Origin of the sequence: Nocardia sp. NBC_00403 (assembly GCF_036046055.1) — a bacterium.
In the GTDB taxonomy this organism is placed as follows: domain Bacteria; phylum Actinomycetota; class Actinomycetes; order Mycobacteriales; family Mycobacteriaceae; genus Nocardia.
The window spans coordinates 4,892,436-4,908,893 of sequence record NZ_CP107939.1; the positions used below are offsets into that span (position 1 = coordinate 4,892,436).

The following is a 16,458-nucleotide window of genomic DNA, read 5'->3' on the forward strand; positions in this document are numbered from 1 at the left end:
TTGCCTCCATTGACGACAAAGTTCGCGACGCTATCGCAATGTTCTGGTGAGTTCGACGACCCCACCCTGAGTTTCGAGCCAGGCGAGGAATCCGGCGAGTCCGGTGTCGCGGTCCACGATCGGCCGGTAGCCGAAATCGCGTGCCGCGGCGCTGGTGTCGTAGGTCGCCGAGCGGGTCATCAACGCGACGGCGTAGCGCGACAACGGCGGCGACCACCGGGTCGCGACGGCCGGAATGCGCCAGACGGTCTCGATCACGTTCACTGAGGCCGCGAGTACGCGCGGGTTCGGTCGCCGCGTAGGCGGCCGATAGCCGAGATCCGTTGCAACGGACCCGAGGAACTCCCACACATTGGTCTGCTCGGTGTCGGCGATGAAGTACGCCTTGCCGCCGACCGCATCCGACTCGGCGGCCTTGATACAGGCATCGACGATATTGTCGACATGACACAGCGAAGCGAATACAGCGCGGCCGTACGAGAGGTCGGGCAGTGTGCCTGTCGCGGTACGGCTCAACAACCGCACGATCGGACCCGACCGGTCACCTGCTCCCCAGATCGCCCGCGGGCGCAGCGCGCACGTGCGGAAACCCGGTGTGTCGGCAGCCGACACCGCACGTTCGGCCGCGGCCTTCGTCTCCGAATACAAGTTCAGATAACGCCGAGGATAGGGCAACGACTCGTCGACATCGATCAGGTCGCCGCCGTGGTAGTCCATCATTGCGCTCGGGCTGGAGATGAACACGAACCGCGAGGCTCCGCCGCGTCGCGCCGAATCGAGCAGCCGCTCGGTGGCCCGAACGTTCTCATCCCAGAACTGGTCCCGGGTGCCACGCTCGTCGACCCGTGCGGCACTGTGGAACACGACATCGACGCCGCTGGTCGCCCGAATCAGTGAGGCCTTGTCGCCGAGGTCGCCGAGGATCACCTCTACCTCGGTGCGAGCTTCGCCGAGATCGGCCAGATTGCTGGTGCGTCGCGCCAGAATCGCCACATCGTGCGCACCGTCCTCGACCAGCCTGCGTACCAGCGCACCACCGAGAAATCCGGACGCGCCGGTCACCAGTACTTTCACTGCATCACCTCCCGCGTCGCCCACCACGTCATTCCGAAGATCTGGGTCAGCACCGCGGTCTCCACTGCGGATCGGTCCGAACCCGCTGCCGCCCGCAGCGCCGCCGGAATCTGCGCCGCGTGCACCACGACACTGAGAAACAGATCGACCCACCACGCGGCCCGCAGCAGCCGGTTGCGTGGTGCCCTGTCGGTGGCCGCCGCCACGACGCCGGCGGCGAGGTACAGCCAGCCGAGCACTGGAATCGACCGCAACATCATGGTTTTCATCGGGACCCCACCTTCTCGGCCGCCCAGGCCGCCAGCTGTTCGCGCCCGATCTTCGCGTTGTGGCGAATGTCGACCGGGAACCCCGGGTGCACTAGGAAATCGGCGATTTCCCGGGTGAGTTCGGACTCCGCGGCCAACATCCGCAACTCCGAGGCAACCGATACCGCATCGGTGCCCGGCGTCGTTTCGACACACAGCACCGGCCGTTGTGCGCCGGACTCGCCGACGCCGACCAGAGCTGTCCGGGCCACGCCCACAACGGTGTTGAAGATCTGCTCGACCTGAACGGTGAACATCGGCCCGTTCGCGGTGACCACGCGTTGGCTCTTGCGTCCGCAGAACCAGATTCGCCCGTGGTCATCGATCCAGGCCAAATCCCCGGTGCGGTGCCAGATCACGGCGCCATCGACGATCTTGCCCGCGGCGTTGGCCGACTCCGGCCAGTAATAGTGCGTGCTGACGTTCGGGCCGGAGACGACGAGCTCACCGATGCCTCGGGAGGTTTCGAGCTCACCGGCCAGCTCCTCGACCCGAGCCCAAGTCGGAATCGGTGCATCGGTGATCGCGACCAATCGTGCGTTCACCCGGTCGGCCGGCCTGCCGATGCAGGTGCCTGCACCGCGATGGGCGCGAGCGACGAGGCCGTCCAACAGTTCCCTGGATTCGATGGTGGACATGGGCAGCGCCTCGGTGGACCCGTAGCCCGCATAGACCAGGACGTCCTCGCGCAACACCTTCCGCAGCCCGGCAATGCACCAGTCGGGCACCGGAGCGCCGCCGGAATAGATGCTGCCCAAGGTCGGCAGCTCGACCGCGTGTTCCTCGAGATATCGCAGCAGCGGGATGAGTAGGGCCGGGGAGGCGAACATGGTCCGCACCCCGAACTTCGCGATCGCGTCGACGACCTGGGCCGGATCGGTCGAACCGACCTTGCTCGGGATGAGTGGCGGTAGGACACAACGGGATCCGAGCAGCAGATCGAGAATGCCGACCAGCGGCAGGGTGATCAGTGAGGTGTCCGGCGTGATGTGGCCGCGTGCCGCATCCACCTGCTCGATCATCGAGGCCAGGTTGCCGTGCGTGAGTTCGACTGCTTTGGCCGGACCCGTACTGCCGGTGGTGAATCCGATGACCAGCACTTCATCGGCAGCAGCGGGCGTGCGCGGCTGCGCGACCCCGGTGGGCCTGTGCTCCCAGTCCCGCAACGTCGGGCCGCCCCAGAACCAGCGCTTGCCGACGGTCAGGGTGGTACGCACCCGCCGGAAGCTGCGCCGGAACAACACGCGCAAGGCCTGTGCCTGCGGAATGCCGATGAACGCCTCGGCGTCGACCGCGCGCAAGCATCGCAACATCTTTCGAACACCCATGCCGGGATCGATCACCACCGGGACTGCACCGATCTTCAACAGTCCGAACAGGATCGCGTACAACTCGGGACTCGGTAGCACCAGCACGATGGTGTGGGTGCCGTGCGTGACACCCGCCACGGTCAGCCGTTCGGCGATCGCGTCGGACCAGTCGTCGAGCTCACGGTAGGTGAGGTGCCGATAGGCGGGCAAGCCATCGGGATTCTGCCCGTCAGGGTAGATCACCGCTTGACGATCCGGTTCCGTGCGCGCAAACGCACGGAACCGGTCGATGGCTTCCCAATAGGTCGCCATTGTCACGCGGGCGCCCCCACCAGCGCGGGCAACCGGTACAGCGTCGCTGCCGCCGATGGGCCTGCGCCCGCCGCAACGAACAACAGATACGTATATCCGCGCAGCGTGTCCTCGGCGACGGCCCTGTCGTAGGCCAGCGGTAGTGCCGCGGTATGCGGGTCACCATCGGTGAGATCTGGTCTCCGCACGGAATCCGCCGCGATACCGAGGTCTTCGGCGATGCGCAGCGGGAAAGTCGCGCTCGGCGTCGATGCGATGAGTGCCATGCCGGAAAGATCGGTGAGCCCGGCCTCGGTCAACGCGGACCGCGCGGCCTCCAATGCCGTCTCGAGCAGTCGATCCTCGAAACCTTCCTCCCGCACAACCGTCATCAGGCCGCGGCCGACCGAGCCCATGGTCGCGGTGTCCACATAGGCCTCGACGGCCGGGGCGCCCGCACCCATGGCGGTGTGCACAGGGCCGAACCCGTCGGGCTCGTCGGTGTGCTCGAGCAGCAGCGCCGCGCCTGCGGTGGCGTAGGGGAATTCGTCGTCGGCGATCGACCTGGTCTGAGACGGATGCGTGTCGCCCGAGACGATCAGCACGTGTTCGGCGCTGCCGGACTCCAGGATGGAGCTCGCCACCTGGACGGCGTTGAGCACGCCGACGGCACCGTTCATCAGGTCGAAGGAGAATGTCCGCGGATCGTCGTTGCCGTATTCCAGGCCGATGCCTGCGGCCTTCTGGATCAACGCGGAGACCGCCGGTTCCACGGTGTTGGAGTCACGGAAAATGCCGGCATTGATGAGCACGCCGACCTGATCGGGCCGAACCTCCACCCGCTCGAGACTCTGCCTCGCGGCGCGACCGCTGTTCTCCACAATGCTGTGGGTGTCGGCCGCCCGGCTGATTCCGGTGGATTTGATGCGCACGCCCATGGCTGACCTCAGACCTTCAAGGAGGAGATGGTGGTGGACAGGAAGCCGGTCACGATGCCGGAGGCAGCGGGGAACATCAACAGCTTTGTGCCCGCCGGGATGTTCTGCTCGCTCAGTTGGTCGTGCAGCACGATGAAGTGCGAAGTGGTGGAAGTGTTTCCGTACTTCTCGATGACCCGCAGATCCGGTGGCATCGGGTGCCCGAACTCGCGCTCGCAGATCGCGTTCATCCATGGAATCGCGGCAGCGCCGAACTGATGGTGGATGACGTAGTCGAAGTTCTCGTCGGCGAAGGTGCGGCCCTGGGATTCGAGGTAGTTGCGCTGGCTGTCGGTGCCGAGCAGGAACCGATCCTCGTTGTGCATCTTGCGGTTGTCGGTGTATAGGGCGACACCCTGGCTCTTGTCGCTCGGCATGCCGAGGCATAGATGTGAGTACTCCGAGGCCGTCATCAGCTCGATGTAGTGGATCTTGTCGGCGTCGTCGACCGCCTGGTCCAGCACGATGGCGGCGCCGGAATCGCCGACCGAGAGCGAGGCGAACTGCAGATCGTATTTCTCGGAAATCTCGGCGACCGCAGTATCGGAGATAGGAGTAATCGCCTCGCCGCTTACCACCATGCCATTGCGGACGGCACCGGAACGGATCATTCGATCGAGTATGTAGGTTCCGGTGAGCATGCCGGCACAGGCGTTGGAAACGTCGAAAGTAATTGCTTTCTTCGCACCGATTCGCTTGCCTATCGCCGAGGCGAACGATGGCTCCATGTACATGCGGGTGGCGTTCTTGCTACGGGTGATCGACGTCGAGATGATGATGTCGAGGTCCGCTGCAGAGTACTGTGACCTGGAAAGACAGTCTTCCACGGCATTGAGGGCAATGGTGAAGGAGTCCTCGTAGCTCTCCGGTCGAGTGTCGTGTACACGACGTTCTTTGACTCCCGTGATTTTTTCGAGATCGAATGAAGGTGGCTCCCTCAGTCGTGAGATCAGCTCCTTGGTTGTGACGATATTCGAAGGGAGATACGCGCCGATGGATTCGAACCGAGAATGCGACACTTGCGCTCCTGGAAATCGTTGACAGATACGTTCCGGATCTTCTCTGATCTTCGGTGCTGCGGAACATTACCCGACGGTAACTACCAATGGGTATACGCACTGTGCGTGAATCCTTCTGGGACAGTTGATTTTTGAGGGTATCTGTACCCTGAAGTATCATAAACTTTCGATCAACTGGCTATGGCGAATCATGGTGATCGTCACGTCATTAGAGCCTGCGTGTGCTGACGCATCGGGCGAATTTCGCTCCGCTCCGGACTTCGTGGCGAATGGATGGCTAATGCCTGTTTCGTCGGGTGTTCGGGGGGCCGGCGGGAGTGGTAGCGGGGCGACTGTGAGTGACTTCACTACGGGTCCTCGACATCCGGACCGATCGGTTTCGGTCGACTGCCCAGCTGTTCAATCATCAACTACGTTGTGGCCGAAGCCAACCCGTCGCCGTGCCGGCGCAGGCGGTCCTGCTGGCCCCAACTCCGACCCCCTCGCATGCGCGCAAAAGCGCAGTGGCACCCTTGTGCTTCGGCGCCACTGCTTTCTGGAGTGAGTCTGGGACGACGGGAGTTTCCGCCCAGGGCCGACTGATCCGAAAATGCCGGTCCAGCCGTAGGCTGGAAATACTGTCGGCGCGCGCCGCGGCGTAGCGCCGGAACCGCCGATGACGGAGGACGAGATCCATGACGATCGCGGGCGAGCACGTCGATGTGCTCATTGTCGGTGCCGGGTTGTCCGGCATCGGTGCAGCTCACCACCTGCAGCGGGCATTTCCGCGACGGACCTACACCGTCCTGGAGAGCCGTGACGCGATCGGCGGCACCTGGGATCTGTTCCGCTATCCAGGAATTCGCTCCGATTCGGATATGTACACCCTCGGCTACCGGTTCCGGCCGTGGCTGGGGGAGCAGGCGATCGCCGACGGCGACGACATCCTCCACTATGTGCGCGACACCGCCGCCGAGGCCGGAATCGATCGGCACATCAGGTTCGGTCATCGGGCGGTCCGCGCCGAATGGTCCTCGACCGACAACCACTGGACTGTGCAGGCCGAACGCACCGGCACCCGGGAAATCGTCACGTTCACCGCCGGGTTCCTGATGTGCTGCTCCGGCTACTACCGCTACGACGAGGCCTACACGCCGGATTTCGCGGGCGTCGAACGCTTCGCGGGCCCGGTCGTCCACCCGCAGCACTGGCCCGACACACTCGATGTGGCAGGCAAGCGGATCGTGCTGATCGGCAGCGGCGCCACCGCCGTCACCCTCGCTCCCGCGCTCACCGCGCAGGGTGCGCACGTGACCATGCTGCAGCGCTCGCCGAGCTACATCCTCTCCGCGCCCGCACGCGACGATCTGGCCGTCCGGGTGCGCAAATACCTGCCCGCCCGTGCCGCCTATGCGGTCGCGCGCGGCAAGAACATCGCGCTGTCGACGGCGATTTATCAACTGTGCCAACGATATCCGAAGGCCATGCGCAAACGGATCCGAGGGTGGCAGCAACGTTGGCTGCCCCCAGGTTACGACATCGACACCCACTTCACCCCGAGCTACAACCCGTGGGATCAACGACTGTGCCTGGCTCCCAACGGCGATTTCTTCCGTGCCATCCGCAAGGGTGAGCTCGACGTCGTCACCGATCGGGTCGACACCTTCACCGAGACCGGCCTGACGCTCGCCTCGGGCGCGACCCTGGACGCCGACATCGTCATCACCGCGACCGGGCTCAATTTGCTTGCCTTCGGCGGGATGGATCTGGTGGTGGACGGCCGCCCGCTGACGCTGTCGGACCACATGGCCTACAAAGCGATGATGCTGTCGGATGTGCCGAACTTCGCCTACATCATCGGCTACACCAATGCCTCGTGGACGCTCAAGGCGGACCTGGTCTGTGAATACGTCGTACGCCTACTACGTCACATGGACACCCGCGGCTACACGAGGTGTACGCCGGTGCGCGATCCGTCGGTCGGTGCCGCACCGCTGTTCGTGAACTTCAACCCAGGCTATGTGCAGCGTGCGGCAAGCCAGTTTCCGATCCAAGGGACCAGGGCGCCGTGGCGGCTCCGGATGAACTATCTGCGTGACGTGGTTGCCCTTCGGCACGGCAAGATCACCGACAGCGCCATGAGCTTTGCCAGGGCGCAGCGGCTGGATGTGGTGTCGACCGAGGGGTAGTCGGGTCAGTTCGTGGAGGGATCGGACACCGCGGCCGAGGATCTGGCGGCAGCGATGTTGCGAATCACGCTGGTCGCATGGTCGTCGAACCGTTTCTGCGGCATGTCGATGGTCCCGTCCAGCCATGGGCGGTACATGTAGGCCATCGCTCCGAAGATGGCGTTCGAGTTCAGGGCATTGTCCAAGGAATCCGGCGCGGGCTGTCCGTCGGTGCCCGGTCCGATCGTCCAGGCGATCGGGGTGGTGAACTGCTCGATCAGCTCGTTGCCTCGCTCGCCGAGCACCCGCCTGGCCTGCGATTCGACGAACATGATCCGACCGCGTCGCCGATCTTCCACCAGGTAGTCGGTAAACGCCGAAATGGCGTGGCGGAATAGCTTTTCGGGTTCGGGCGGTGCGGTGGCCAACGCGGCGAGTAGTCGGTCGCGGGCGCCGACGACCACTGTCTCGAGCGCGGTGGTGAAGAGGGTGTCGAGGTTGGGGAAGCTCTCGTAGAAGTAGCGCTCGGTCAACCCGGCCTGCCTGCAGACGCCGCGCATGGAGGTCTCCGATGCGCCGACGGACGCCATCAGCTCGATGGCGGCCTCGATGAGCTGCTCGCGGCGCGCGGCGATCCGGTCGGCGGGCGGGCGGCCGCGCCAGCGGCGCATGCCCGGTATCGATCCGTCGGATTCGTCGTCCATGAGTCGATCCTCCCACGAGCGAGAAGTTGACATCATGTGATGTTGACATCACTTGATGGCAGAAATACATTAATAGTGCGGTTTTGCAGGACCGAGACGTGAGGACCACCCAGATGAGCTCTGTCTACGCCGATCAGGCGCACGCCATCAATGCGCGGGACGTCGACTTCGATTTCGACACGGTGCCGATGCACTACATCCCCGGCGAGGTCATGGCGACGCACATCATCAACGTGATGCACCTGGTATTGCCCGAGGGCGAGCGCGCGATGGCGCAGGCGCTGGCCGAAGCCTTACCGCTGATCGATGACGAGCGATTACGCGAGGAGGTCCGCGGCTTCATCGGCCAGGAGACGATGCACGCGAGCTCGCACGAGAAGGCGCGCAACCAGCTCGAGCGGCTCGGCCTCGATGTCGCACCGATGGTGGAACGGGTCGGCTGGCTGGTCGATCGGTTGCTCGGCGATCATGGGCTGGCCGGCCGCGCCAAGCGCGAATGGCTGTGTGAGCGACTGGCGTTGTTCGCAGGGATGGAGCATTACACCGCCGTCATCGGGGAATGGCTGCTGACCAACGACAAACTCGAGGCCAAAGGGATGCATCCGGCGATGCTGGATCTCATCCGCTGGCACGGCGCCGAAGAGGTCGAGCATCGGAGTGTGGTCTACGACGCGTACATGTACGTCGACGGCGGATATGCCCGCAAAGCGCGGCAGGCGATCATCGCGAGCACGGGATTGCTTGCGCTGTTCGTCATTTCGAGCGGCTACCTGTTTCGGCGCGACCCTTCGCGGAACAAGGGGAGATTCTGGCCGCTACAGCTGGCCAGCGCGTCGCTGCGCGGCGTCGTACCGAACTTCACCACCTTCTTCACCGAGATCCCGCGCTACCTAGAGCCCGGCTTCCACCCCTCACAGCTCGGCCCGATGGACAACGCGCTGCGCTACCTCGCACAGTCGCCCGCGGCGCGGGCGGCGGGCGCGTGACCGCGCAGTTGGGTGCCCAGTTCCGACCGGGCACCGGCCTGCGGATGCTGGCGTCGGCGGTCGACGCGTATCGGCGCGTCTTCGCGGAAGGTGAAGCCGCGCAGCTGCTTTCCCGGCCCCAGCCGGTGCGGCACGCCGGGTTCGACTTCGATGTGATGATCGATCGGATCGAGCAGGAAGCCGACGGAGTGGTCAGCGTGACGCTGCGTGACCCGGACGGCGGGCCGCTGCCCATGTGGACACCGGGCGCCCACATCGATGTGTTCCTGCCTTCGGGGCGACAGCGGCAGTACTCGCTCACCGGTGACCCCGCCGATCGAGGTTCGTATCGGATTGCGGTGCGCTACATGGCGAATGGCGAAGGCGGCTCCCGGGAGATCCATGAGCGCCTGCGTGCTGGTGACCGGCTGTCGGTGCGTGGTCCGCGCAATGCGTTCCCGCTCGTCGCGTCCTCGGAGTACCTGTTCGTCGCCGGTGGCATCGGGATCACGGCGATCCTGCCGATGGTGACCGCTGCCGAGCGTGCAGGCACCCCGTGGCGGCTGATGTACCTGGGTCGGTCCCGTTCGCGGATGCCGTTCCTGTGCGAGTTGGCGCAGCTCACCGGCGGTGACGTGGTGGTGAGGCCGGACGACGAGTTCGGAGTGCCGAACCCACGGATGATTTTCGAGCAGACGCCCACCGGCGCCTCGGTCTATGTCTGTGGTCCGCCTGCGTTGGCCGAGGCAGCGCGTGAGGTGTTGTCGCTGCACGATCCGTCCGCGTCGCTGCACACCGAGCGGTTCTCCGCGATTCCGGTCCGCGACGGCGATCCGTTTCATCTGTGGTTGCGGCGCAGCGGGATTCACGTCGACGTTGCCGCCGACGAATCCACGCTCGCGGCGATCCGGCGGGTGCTGCCCGGTGTCGCGTACTCCTGCCAACAGGGTTTCTGCGGAACCTGCCGGACGGGGGTGCTCGCCGGCGAGGTCGACCACCGCGACCGGCTCCTGCTCGACGGCGAACGCAACAATGCGATGCTGACCTGCGTATCACGTGCGCGCGGTAGCGAACTCGCACTGGAGATGTAAACCGGTTCGACCGGTCGGCCGGGACGGTATCCGCAACCGGCCGCATCCGTGAGCTCGGCGGGCAATGAGGTCCGCCGAGAAAGGAATTCGGCGCTGACTCGTATGAGGCGGGGTTTGATGAGTAGTTTCGTGTTGGGTCTTGCCCGTCAACTGGTGGCGTTCTCGACCAGCCCGGTCGCCGAGCTGAATGTGCGTGATCGGGTAGTCATGATCACCGGTGCCGGCGCCGGTATCGGGCGTGCCCTTGCCGAAAAGCTCTATCGCACGGGCGCATTCGTCGCGCTGATCGACATCGATCAGAACGCCGCAGCGCGGGTCGCCCGATCGATGGGGGAGCGGGCGCTGGTGGTGCGCGCCGACGTCTCCGATCGAATCGGCATGCGGGAGGCCGTCTCCCGGGTCCGCGAACGGTTCGGTCGCATCGACGTCGTGGTCGCCAATGCTGGAGTGGCCCCGGAACCGGCGACCATCAGGACGATGAAACCCGCCGATTTCGACCGGGTCATCGGCATCAACCTCACCGGGGTCTTCAATACGGTGCATCCTGCCCTCGACGACGTCGTCGCGGTCGGCGGTCATGTCGTGGTGGTGTCCTCAGCCGCGGCATTCGCGCCGGGCATGGCGGGATCACCGTACATGGTGAGCAAGGCCGCGGTCGAACAGTTCGGCCGCGCGCTGCGGGTGGAATTGGCCGCGGTGGGCGCCACTGCGGGCGTCGCCTACTTCGGCATCGTCGATACCGCCATGACCCGTGGCACGCTCGACGACGATGAGCTCGGCGAGGAGGTCACGGCACTGCTGCCGTGGCCGCTCAATTGTCGAATTTCCGTCAGCGACGCGGCCGAATCCATCGCACAGGGTATTGCTCGCCGGGCCCCGCGGACGCTGGCCCCCGCCCAGTGGGAGCCGTACGCCTTGCTCCGCGGTGTGGTCAATGTCGTGCTCGATCAATTGCTCGCCGACGACGAGCGGGTTCGTGCCCTGCTCAATCGGGTGGAACAGCGGCAGGTCGAGCGGCGGCAGCCGAGCCCGGTGCCGCGCTAGCGACGACGCGACTGGTGCGGTACCCGCTATGGGGCGGGTGCCGCACAGCGGGGGGAGGCACTGTTGTAGCTGTCGCCCGCCTCTTATTTCGAAGAGCTGCGTGTCGGTGCCGCAGTGTGCGTGCCGCCTGTTGTGCGGGACATCAATATCGATCCGATTGTGGTTCCAGGGGGCTGTGGCGTCGTGACTCGGTCATGGCACGGGCGGGAATATGCCGGGCAGCTCCATCGCATATTCGAGATCGACGCGGGTGCCGAGCGTGGTGAGCAGGACGCGGATCATCGTAAGGCGTGCGGCGGCAACGGTTTCCGAATCGGGTTCGGTGCCGGGAGCGGCCCCGGAGGAAATGCGGTAGACGACATATTCGCAGACGTGCAGTGCGGCATCGAGGTCGAGCGGAGTCGGGACGGGGCGTCCGAGTTCGGTGAATTTCTCGGCGACGAGAGCGCGAATGTCGTCGAGGGCGCGCTCCCGATAGGCCGATACCGGTGAGGCCGGGTCGTGCAGTTCCGCGAAGAGCGGGCGCAGCATGGCACCGTGGCCGTTGGCCCAGTCGAGATAGGCGTCGATGAGTCGGATACCGAGCTCGACGGGCTTGTCGGTGTCGCTCAATGCGGTGCGGATGCCACCGACCAGGCCGTCGTTGGAGGCGTCGAGCAGCACGTGCAGCGGTTCGGTCGCGTTGCCGAAGTAGCGATAGAAGGTGGGACGGGCCAGACCTGCCTGCTCGATTATCTGGGCGACGCTCAGACCACGCGAACCGTTGCGGGTGAACACTTCCGCAGTCGCGAGCACGATCCGCGCGCGGACCTCCTCGGCCTGCTCCTGGGTCTGTGGCGGTCGGCCTCGCCGTGCGGCCGCGGCGTCAGTGGACATGGTGATGCCTCACATGGGCGAGCCGGGGATGCCTGTGGTCCACACCGGAGAGCTTGACACGGGACACTGCATACTTATTAATCTAACACTAGTGTTCAGTTAATGCGTGCGGGTGATTCGCCGCCTCCGACCGTCCCATGAGAGGGCCGACAATGACGACCGCCCCACAGCTGGCTCCCGCCGATGCGCTGCCGGAGTCGCTGGTACAGCCATTGCTCGCACATGCTGTCGCGGGCGGTGCGCCCTCGGTCGAGGTGTTCGCACCCGCCACCGGCCGCAAGATCGCCGATCTGCCGCAGTCCTCCACCGCCGACATCGAGACCGCGTTCGCGACGGCCCGTGAGGCCCAGCGAGGGTGGGCGCAGCGTCCGGTGCGCGAGCGGATCGCGGTACTGCGCCGGTTCCACGACATCGTGCTCGCCGAGCAGAGCACCATCCTCGACATCGTGCAGACGGAGGCGGGCAAGTCCCGTGCGCATGCCTTCGACGAGGTCGGCGACGTCGCGGTGAACGCCCGGTATTACGCGTCGGTGGCCGCGAAGCTGCTGGCCAACCGCAAGCCGCGCGGTGTGCTTCCAGTCCTGACGCAGGTCGATGTGCGGCACCGCCCCAAGGGCGTTGTCGCGGTGATCTCGCCCTGGAACTATCCCTTGGCCTTGGCCGCCTCCGATGCACTCCCCGCCCTCGTCGCGGGTAATGCCGTGGTCGCGCGTCCGGACAACCAGACCGCGCTCACCGCGCTGTGGGCCATCGACGCCGCCGAGCGGGCCGGTCTGCCGCGCGGGCTCTGGCAAGCTGTGCTCGGCCGTGGCTCCGTGATCGGCGGCGAGGTGATCGCACGCGCCGACTACGTCGATTACACCGGTTCCAGTGCGACCGGACGCACCATCGCCAAGCAGGCGGGTGAACGGCTGATCGGATACTCCCTCGAGCTCGGCGGCAAGAACCCGCTGCTGGTGCTCGCCGACGCCGATGTCTCCCGGGCCGCCAAGATCGCGATTCGCGCCTGCTTCGCCTCGGCGGGGCAGCTGTGTGAATCAATGGAGCGAATCTACGTGCACGACAAGGTCTACGACCAATTCGTGACGGAGTTCGTCGAGCACGTCCGCGCGCTCGAGCTCGGCGCGGAACTGGACTTCGGCAGCGACATGGGCTCCTTGACCTTCCAGCGTCAATTGGACACCGTCAGCGCGCACGTCGATGATGCGGTGGCCAAGGGCGCGACGGTGCTGGCAGGTGGCCGCACGCGGCCGGATCTCGGCCCCTACTTCTACGAGCCGACCGTGCTCGCCGATGTCCGCCCCGGCATGACCGTGTACCGCGAGGAGACCTTCGGCCCCGTCGTCTCGATCTATCGGGTCGGCAGTGACGACGAGGCCATCGAGCAGGCCAACGACACCGCCTACGGTCTCAACGCCAGCGTTTGGACCAGGGACGCCGCCCGCGGCCGACAGGTGGCCGCGCGCATCAATGCCGGATCGGTGAATGTCAACGAAGGTTTCATCGCGGCATGGGGCAGCGCTGATGCACCGTCGGGCGGCCTCGGTATCTCCGGGACCGGCCGCAGGCACGGCCCGGAGGGCTTGCTGAAGTACATCGATACCCAAACCATCGCCGTGCAGCGGGTGCTGCCCATCGCGCCGCTGCCCGGCATGTCCGAAGAGTTGTGGGCGAAGACGATGACGCTCTACTTCGGGGTCATGAAAACACTGCGCCAGAAGTAACCACTGCGCCGGCAACAATTTTCACGAGAGACGACACAGAGGCAAGGATGAAATTGGACACGGTCGCAGGTAAGAAGGTTCTCGTCACGGGTGCGGCAATGGGCCTCGGCAGGCTGTTCGCCGAGCGAGCCGTCCGGGAGGGTGCTGCGGCGGTGGTGCTGTGGGATGTCAACGAGGTCGGGTTGAAGGACACCGCCGCCGAACTCACCGCGCTCGGCGGCAATGTCCACGAGTATGTCGTCGATGTGGCCTCCGAGGATGCCATCGTCGAAGCCGCCGCCGCGGTGCGCAACGAGGTCGGCGATATCGACATCCTGGTCAACAATGCAGGGATTGTCCGCGGCAACGGCTACTTCTGGGAAACCACGAATCGCGCCGATATCGACAAGACGATGGCGATCAATTCCCTTGCCCCCATGTACATCACGCTCGAGTTCTTGCCCGCGATGGTCGCGGGCAAGGGCCAGGCACGGGTGTTGAATATCGCCTCGTCGGCGGGACTGGTGTCGAACCCTCGGATGAGCGTCTACGCCGCGTCCAAGTGGGCGGCACTCGGCTGGTCGGACTCGGTGCGTATCGAGCTCGAGCAGGCAGGTCACGAGCACGTGAAGGTCACGACGGTCTGTCCGACTTACATCAACACCGGAATGTTCGACGGCGCGAAAGGCTTCCTGTTCACGCCGATCCTCGAGCAAGACGAGGTGGTCGACACCTCATGGCGTGAGATGAAGGCGGGCAACCCGTTGGTAATCCTCCCGTGGACCTCTCGGCTCAACAAGGCGATCTCCGGTCTGCTGCCGATCAAATTGCGCGACCTGTTCCTCAACACCGTTGGTGTGTACCACTCCATGGATGAATTCACCGGCCGCAACAAGTAACACGGCTCCCCGGCCGAGGCCTCATCCGCTGCTCGGCGAGCGGGGTCGGACTGCGGCAAATGTCGAGTCGCCCACCACCGCGTCCGGTTCGTCGAACAGACCCCCTATGGTTTGGTGCCGATGACGACGGTGGCGTAGAAGTCTTCGGATTCTGCTGTGCGGGCGGCGAATCCGTGGTCGATCAGGACGGCGGTGGCAGTCGGCGCTTGGGCTGCGCTGGATTCGACGAGGAGGTGGCCGCCGGGGGCCAGCCACGATTCGGCGGCTTCGACGACGCGGCGGAAGATGTCGAGGCCGTCGGGGCCGCCGTCGAGTGCTGAGCGTGGCTCGTAGTCGCGTGCCTCGGGAGGCATCTGGGCGATCTTCTCGGACGGGACGTAGGGGGTGTTCGCGAGCAGGATGTCGATGCAGCCACGCAGTTCGCGGGGAAGTGGCTCGAAGAGGTCGCCCTCATACACTGCTGCACCGATCGGCGCGAGGTTGCGCCGGGCGCATTCGACCGCGGCAGGCTCGATGTCGGCGGCGGCAAGTTCGATCGACAGACCCGCGTCGGCCAGTGTTGTCGCCAACGCCAGCCCCAACGCGCCGGAGCCGCAGCACAAGTCGACGACCACGGGGCGTTCGTGTGCGCGAGCGAGCTCGGCGGCCTCGTCGACTAGGAAGCCGGTGCGTTGCCGAGGCACGAACACCCCCGGTGCCACCGCGACGCGCAGGCCATGGAATTCGGCCCAGCCGAGCAGATACTCCAACGGCATGCCCGACACCCGTTGAGCGACCAATCGCTCCAGGTCCGCACCTGTCTCGGCGGCCGCCGCGGCCAGTAGCGCGGCCTCCTCCTCGGCGAACACGCAGCCGGCCGCCCGCAGCCGCACCACCAGGTCGGTACTTTCCGTTGACATCACCAGGACATCCTGCCGTGTCGTACACGGCCGGTGCCGACCGACAGGCGGTTCGGCGCTAGCGCGCGGTCGCTAGCTGGAACGTGCGGGTGGCGTCGAGGTAGATCCCGCGCTGACCCTGCTTGGCGGGCGGCGGGAGTTGGGAAACCAGTTGTTCCAGCGAGGTGGTGGCGCCGACCACGCGGGTTCCAGCGACGATGAAGTCGGCCACGGCGCGGCGAATGTGATTGGGGGAGGTGACCACCACCGCGCTGCTCGCGCCGAGATCACGCAGCATCGTGGTGCTGAACAAGGCGTTCTGCACCGTGGAGCCCGCCCGCCTTTCGACATGGACGCGGTCTGCGGGCAAGCCCTTACCGACCAGCCAGTTGCGCATCGCGTCGGCTTCGGTGATGCCGTTCTGCGGGTTGCCGCCGGTGACGATGACCGGTGAGAACGGCGAGGCGACGGCCTGCAACCACGTCGCGGTCAGCCGGTTCACCAGCTCGGGGCGCAACGCGCCGTCGGGCAGCAGGCCGTAGCCGAGCGCGACGATTCCGGTTTGCGGGCCGACAATGGCAGGCAGCGGATTCGGCAGGGTGCCCACGGCGGCGGTGATCGCGCCGAGCACGTTGGTGGTGCCCTGCGCCAGCCCCGGATCCACGGCGGAGAGGCGCGCCATGGCGTCGGCGAGTGCGAGCAGATCTCCCGCGTAGTGGGACCAGATGGCCTGCAACGACAGCGCCTCGGCGTCGGTGGGGTTCGCGCCGAGCAGTTCGCGCAGCTCGGCACGGCCCGCGGCGTCGTTGCCGTTGGTGAAGTTGCGCTGGGCGGAGTTGTAGAGGGCGTCGATGTCCGGGGCGGCCTCGGCGGGCGCCCCGGCGAGACCGGTGATGGTGACCGCCGCGAACAAGGTCGCGATCAGGGTTTTCCAATGCCTCGAGATCTTCACTACAGTCGACACCTTTCCGCGCATGAAACGGGGCTTTCGGTACGTCAGCTGACAGTTAGCCGATGGCAAGCATTGATCACAATACGACTGGTAGAAGCCATATGCGTGTAATTGCCAGGCCGAATCGGCGGTTTCTTCCCGGCATCCGGGCAAACCGGGCACGGCTGCGGGTGGCCGCCGCGACCGCCGCGACAGTGCGCGCGTCGTGACCATTAAGGTG

General features: G+C 65.6%; 15 protein-coding genes. 6 read left to right on the forward strand and 9 right to left on the reverse strand.

Annotation, left to right across the window (positions count from 1 at the left end; translation table 11 throughout):
• Positions 1-30: 30 nt before the first annotated feature.
• The 5 genes from OHQ90_RS21695 to OHQ90_RS21715 are packed head-to-tail and all read right to left on the reverse strand — an operon-like array spanning position 31 to position 4,979.
• Entirely contained in the window at positions 31-1,074 is a 1,044-nt protein-coding gene (locus OHQ90_RS21695; RefSeq protein WP_328400226.1) for an NAD-dependent epimerase/dehydratase family protein, read from the reverse strand.
• Positions 1,071-1,343, reverse strand: coding sequence for a hypothetical protein (locus OHQ90_RS21700; protein ID WP_328400228.1), 273 nt, complete (start codon positions 1,341-1,343; stop codon positions 1,071-1,073). The genes OHQ90_RS21695 and OHQ90_RS21700 overlap by 4 nt, the downstream gene beginning before the upstream one ends.
• Complete coding sequence (locus OHQ90_RS21705) at positions 1,340-3,004, reverse strand: fatty acid CoA ligase family protein (RefSeq protein WP_328413013.1); 1,665 nt, start codon at positions 3,002-3,004, stop codon at positions 1,340-1,342. Before OHQ90_RS21705 ends, OHQ90_RS21700 begins: the two co-directional genes overlap by 4 nt.
• Positions 3,005-3,006: 2 nt before the next feature.
• Positions 3,007-3,921 (reverse strand): hypothetical protein, encoded by a 915-nt coding sequence (locus OHQ90_RS21710; RefSeq protein WP_328400230.1) that lies wholly within the window; start codon positions 3,919-3,921, stop codon positions 3,007-3,009.
• An 8-nt stretch (positions 3,922-3,929) separates the two neighbouring features.
• Positions 3,930-4,979 carry a 3-oxoacyl-ACP synthase III family protein gene (locus OHQ90_RS21715; protein WP_328400232.1) on the reverse strand — a complete coding sequence of 350 codons (1,050 nt, stop codon included), beginning with the start codon at positions 4,977-4,979 and terminating at the stop codon, positions 3,930-3,932.
• A gap of 674 nt (positions 4,980-5,653) precedes the next feature.
• Between OHQ90_RS21715 and OHQ90_RS21720 the strand changes: the two genes are divergently transcribed.
• The gene (locus OHQ90_RS21720; protein WP_328400234.1) at positions 5,654-7,147 is read left to right on the forward strand and encodes a flavin-containing monooxygenase; all 1,494 of its coding nucleotides are present in this window, start codon (positions 5,654-5,656) and stop codon (positions 7,145-7,147) included.
• A gap of 5 nt (positions 7,148-7,152) precedes the next feature.
• Here OHQ90_RS21720 and OHQ90_RS21725 read toward each other — a convergent pair whose 3' ends face one another.
• Complete coding sequence (locus OHQ90_RS21725) at positions 7,153-7,830, reverse strand: TetR/AcrR family transcriptional regulator (protein WP_328400236.1); 678 nt, start codon at positions 7,828-7,830, stop codon at positions 7,153-7,155.
• A gap of 113 nt (positions 7,831-7,943) precedes the next feature.
• Between OHQ90_RS21725 and OHQ90_RS21730 the strand changes: the two genes are divergently transcribed.
• The 3 genes from OHQ90_RS21730 to OHQ90_RS21740 all read left to right on the forward strand — a co-directional run bounded on the left by OHQ90_RS21730 (position 7,944) and on the right by OHQ90_RS21740 (position 10,930).
• A complete protein-coding gene (locus tag OHQ90_RS21730; RefSeq protein WP_328400238.1) occupies positions 7,944-8,816 on the forward strand; it encodes a metal-dependent hydrolase in 873 nt (290 codons plus the stop codon).
• Positions 8,817-8,860: 44 nt separating this feature from the next.
• The gene (locus OHQ90_RS21735; protein ID WP_442941484.1) at positions 8,861-9,886 is read left to right on the forward strand and encodes a PDR/VanB family oxidoreductase; all 1,026 of its coding nucleotides are present in this window, start codon (positions 8,861-8,863) and stop codon (positions 9,884-9,886) included.
• Positions 9,887-10,003: 117 nt separating this feature from the next.
• Positions 10,004-10,930, forward strand: a complete 927-nt coding sequence (locus tag OHQ90_RS21740; protein ID WP_328400242.1) for a short-chain dehydrogenase/reductase — start codon at positions 10,004-10,006, stop codon at positions 10,928-10,930.
• A gap of 192 nt (positions 10,931-11,122) precedes the next feature.
• Here OHQ90_RS21740 and OHQ90_RS21745 read toward each other — a convergent pair whose 3' ends face one another.
• Positions 11,123-11,806 carry a TetR/AcrR family transcriptional regulator gene (locus OHQ90_RS21745; RefSeq protein ID WP_328400244.1) on the reverse strand — a complete coding sequence of 228 codons (684 nt, stop codon included), beginning with the start codon at positions 11,804-11,806 and terminating at the stop codon, positions 11,123-11,125.
• Positions 11,807-11,958: 152 nt separating this feature from the next.
• On the opposite strand from OHQ90_RS21745, the gene OHQ90_RS21750 reads away from it, so the two are divergent.
• Together OHQ90_RS21750 and OHQ90_RS21755 are read left to right on the forward strand one after the other, a co-directional pair.
• The gene (locus OHQ90_RS21750; RefSeq protein ID WP_328400246.1) at positions 11,959-13,530 is read left to right on the forward strand and encodes a succinic semialdehyde dehydrogenase; all 1,572 of its coding nucleotides are present in this window, start codon (positions 11,959-11,961) and stop codon (positions 13,528-13,530) included.
• A gap of 47 nt (positions 13,531-13,577) precedes the next feature.
• Positions 13,578-14,408: an SDR family oxidoreductase gene (locus OHQ90_RS21755; RefSeq protein WP_328400248.1), complete on the forward strand. Its 831-nt coding sequence runs from the start codon at positions 13,578-13,580 to the stop codon at positions 14,406-14,408.
• Positions 14,409-14,512: 104 nt separating this feature from the next.
• On the opposite strand, the gene OHQ90_RS21760 is transcribed toward OHQ90_RS21755, so the two are convergent.
• Both OHQ90_RS21760 and OHQ90_RS21765 read right to left on the reverse strand, forming a co-directional pair.
• A complete protein-coding gene (locus OHQ90_RS21760) occupies positions 14,513-15,307 on the reverse strand; it encodes a putative protein N(5)-glutamine methyltransferase (protein WP_328413015.1) in 795 nt (264 codons plus the stop codon).
• Between the two features lie 58 nt (positions 15,308-15,365).
• Positions 15,366-16,238, reverse strand: a complete 873-nt coding sequence (locus tag OHQ90_RS21765) for a YdcF family protein (RefSeq protein WP_328400250.1) — start codon at positions 16,236-16,238, stop codon at positions 15,366-15,368.
• Positions 16,239-16,458: the final 220 nt, after the last annotated feature.

What these genes read in the sequence shown, in the direction of transcription:
- OHQ90_RS21700 (WP_328400228.1), bottom strand. Translation starts at nt 1,343, where the DNA reads ATGAAAACCATGATGTTGCGGTCGATTCCAGTGCTCGGCTGGCTGTAC.
- OHQ90_RS21705 (WP_328413013.1), bottom strand. Translation starts at nt 3,004, where the DNA reads ATGGCGACCTATTGGGAAGCCATCGACCGGTTCCGTGCGTTTGCGCGC.
- OHQ90_RS21710 (WP_328400230.1), bottom strand. Translation starts at nt 3,921, where the DNA reads ATGGGCGTGCGCATCAAATCCACCGGAATCAGCCGGGCGGCCGACACC.
- OHQ90_RS21720 (WP_328400234.1), top strand. Translation starts at nt 5,654, where the DNA reads ATGACGATCGCGGGCGAGCACGTCGATGTGCTCATTGTCGGTGCCGGG.
- OHQ90_RS21725 (WP_328400236.1), bottom strand. Translation starts at nt 7,830, where the DNA reads ATGGACGACGAATCCGACGGATCGATACCGGGCATGCGCCGCTGGCGC.
- OHQ90_RS21730 (WP_328400238.1), top strand. Translation starts at nt 7,944, where the DNA reads ATGAGCTCTGTCTACGCCGATCAGGCGCACGCCATCAATGCGCGGGAC.
- OHQ90_RS21735 (WP_442941484.1), top strand. Translation starts at nt 8,861, where the DNA reads ATGCTGGCGTCGGCGGTCGACGCGTATCGGCGCGTCTTCGCGGAAGGT.
- OHQ90_RS21740 (WP_328400242.1), top strand. Translation starts at nt 10,004, where the DNA reads ATGAGTAGTTTCGTGTTGGGTCTTGCCCGTCAACTGGTGGCGTTCTCG.
- OHQ90_RS21745 (WP_328400244.1), bottom strand. Translation starts at nt 11,806, where the DNA reads ATGTCCACTGACGCCGCGGCCGCACGGCGAGGCCGACCGCCACAGACC.
- OHQ90_RS21750 (WP_328400246.1), top strand. Translation starts at nt 11,959, where the DNA reads ATGACGACCGCCCCACAGCTGGCTCCCGCCGATGCGCTGCCGGAGTCG.
- OHQ90_RS21755 (WP_328400248.1), top strand. Translation starts at nt 13,578, where the DNA reads ATGAAATTGGACACGGTCGCAGGTAAGAAGGTTCTCGTCACGGGTGCG.
- OHQ90_RS21760 (WP_328413015.1), bottom strand. Translation starts at nt 15,307, where the DNA reads ATGTCAACGGAAAGTACCGACCTGGTGGTGCGGCTGCGGGCGGCCGGC.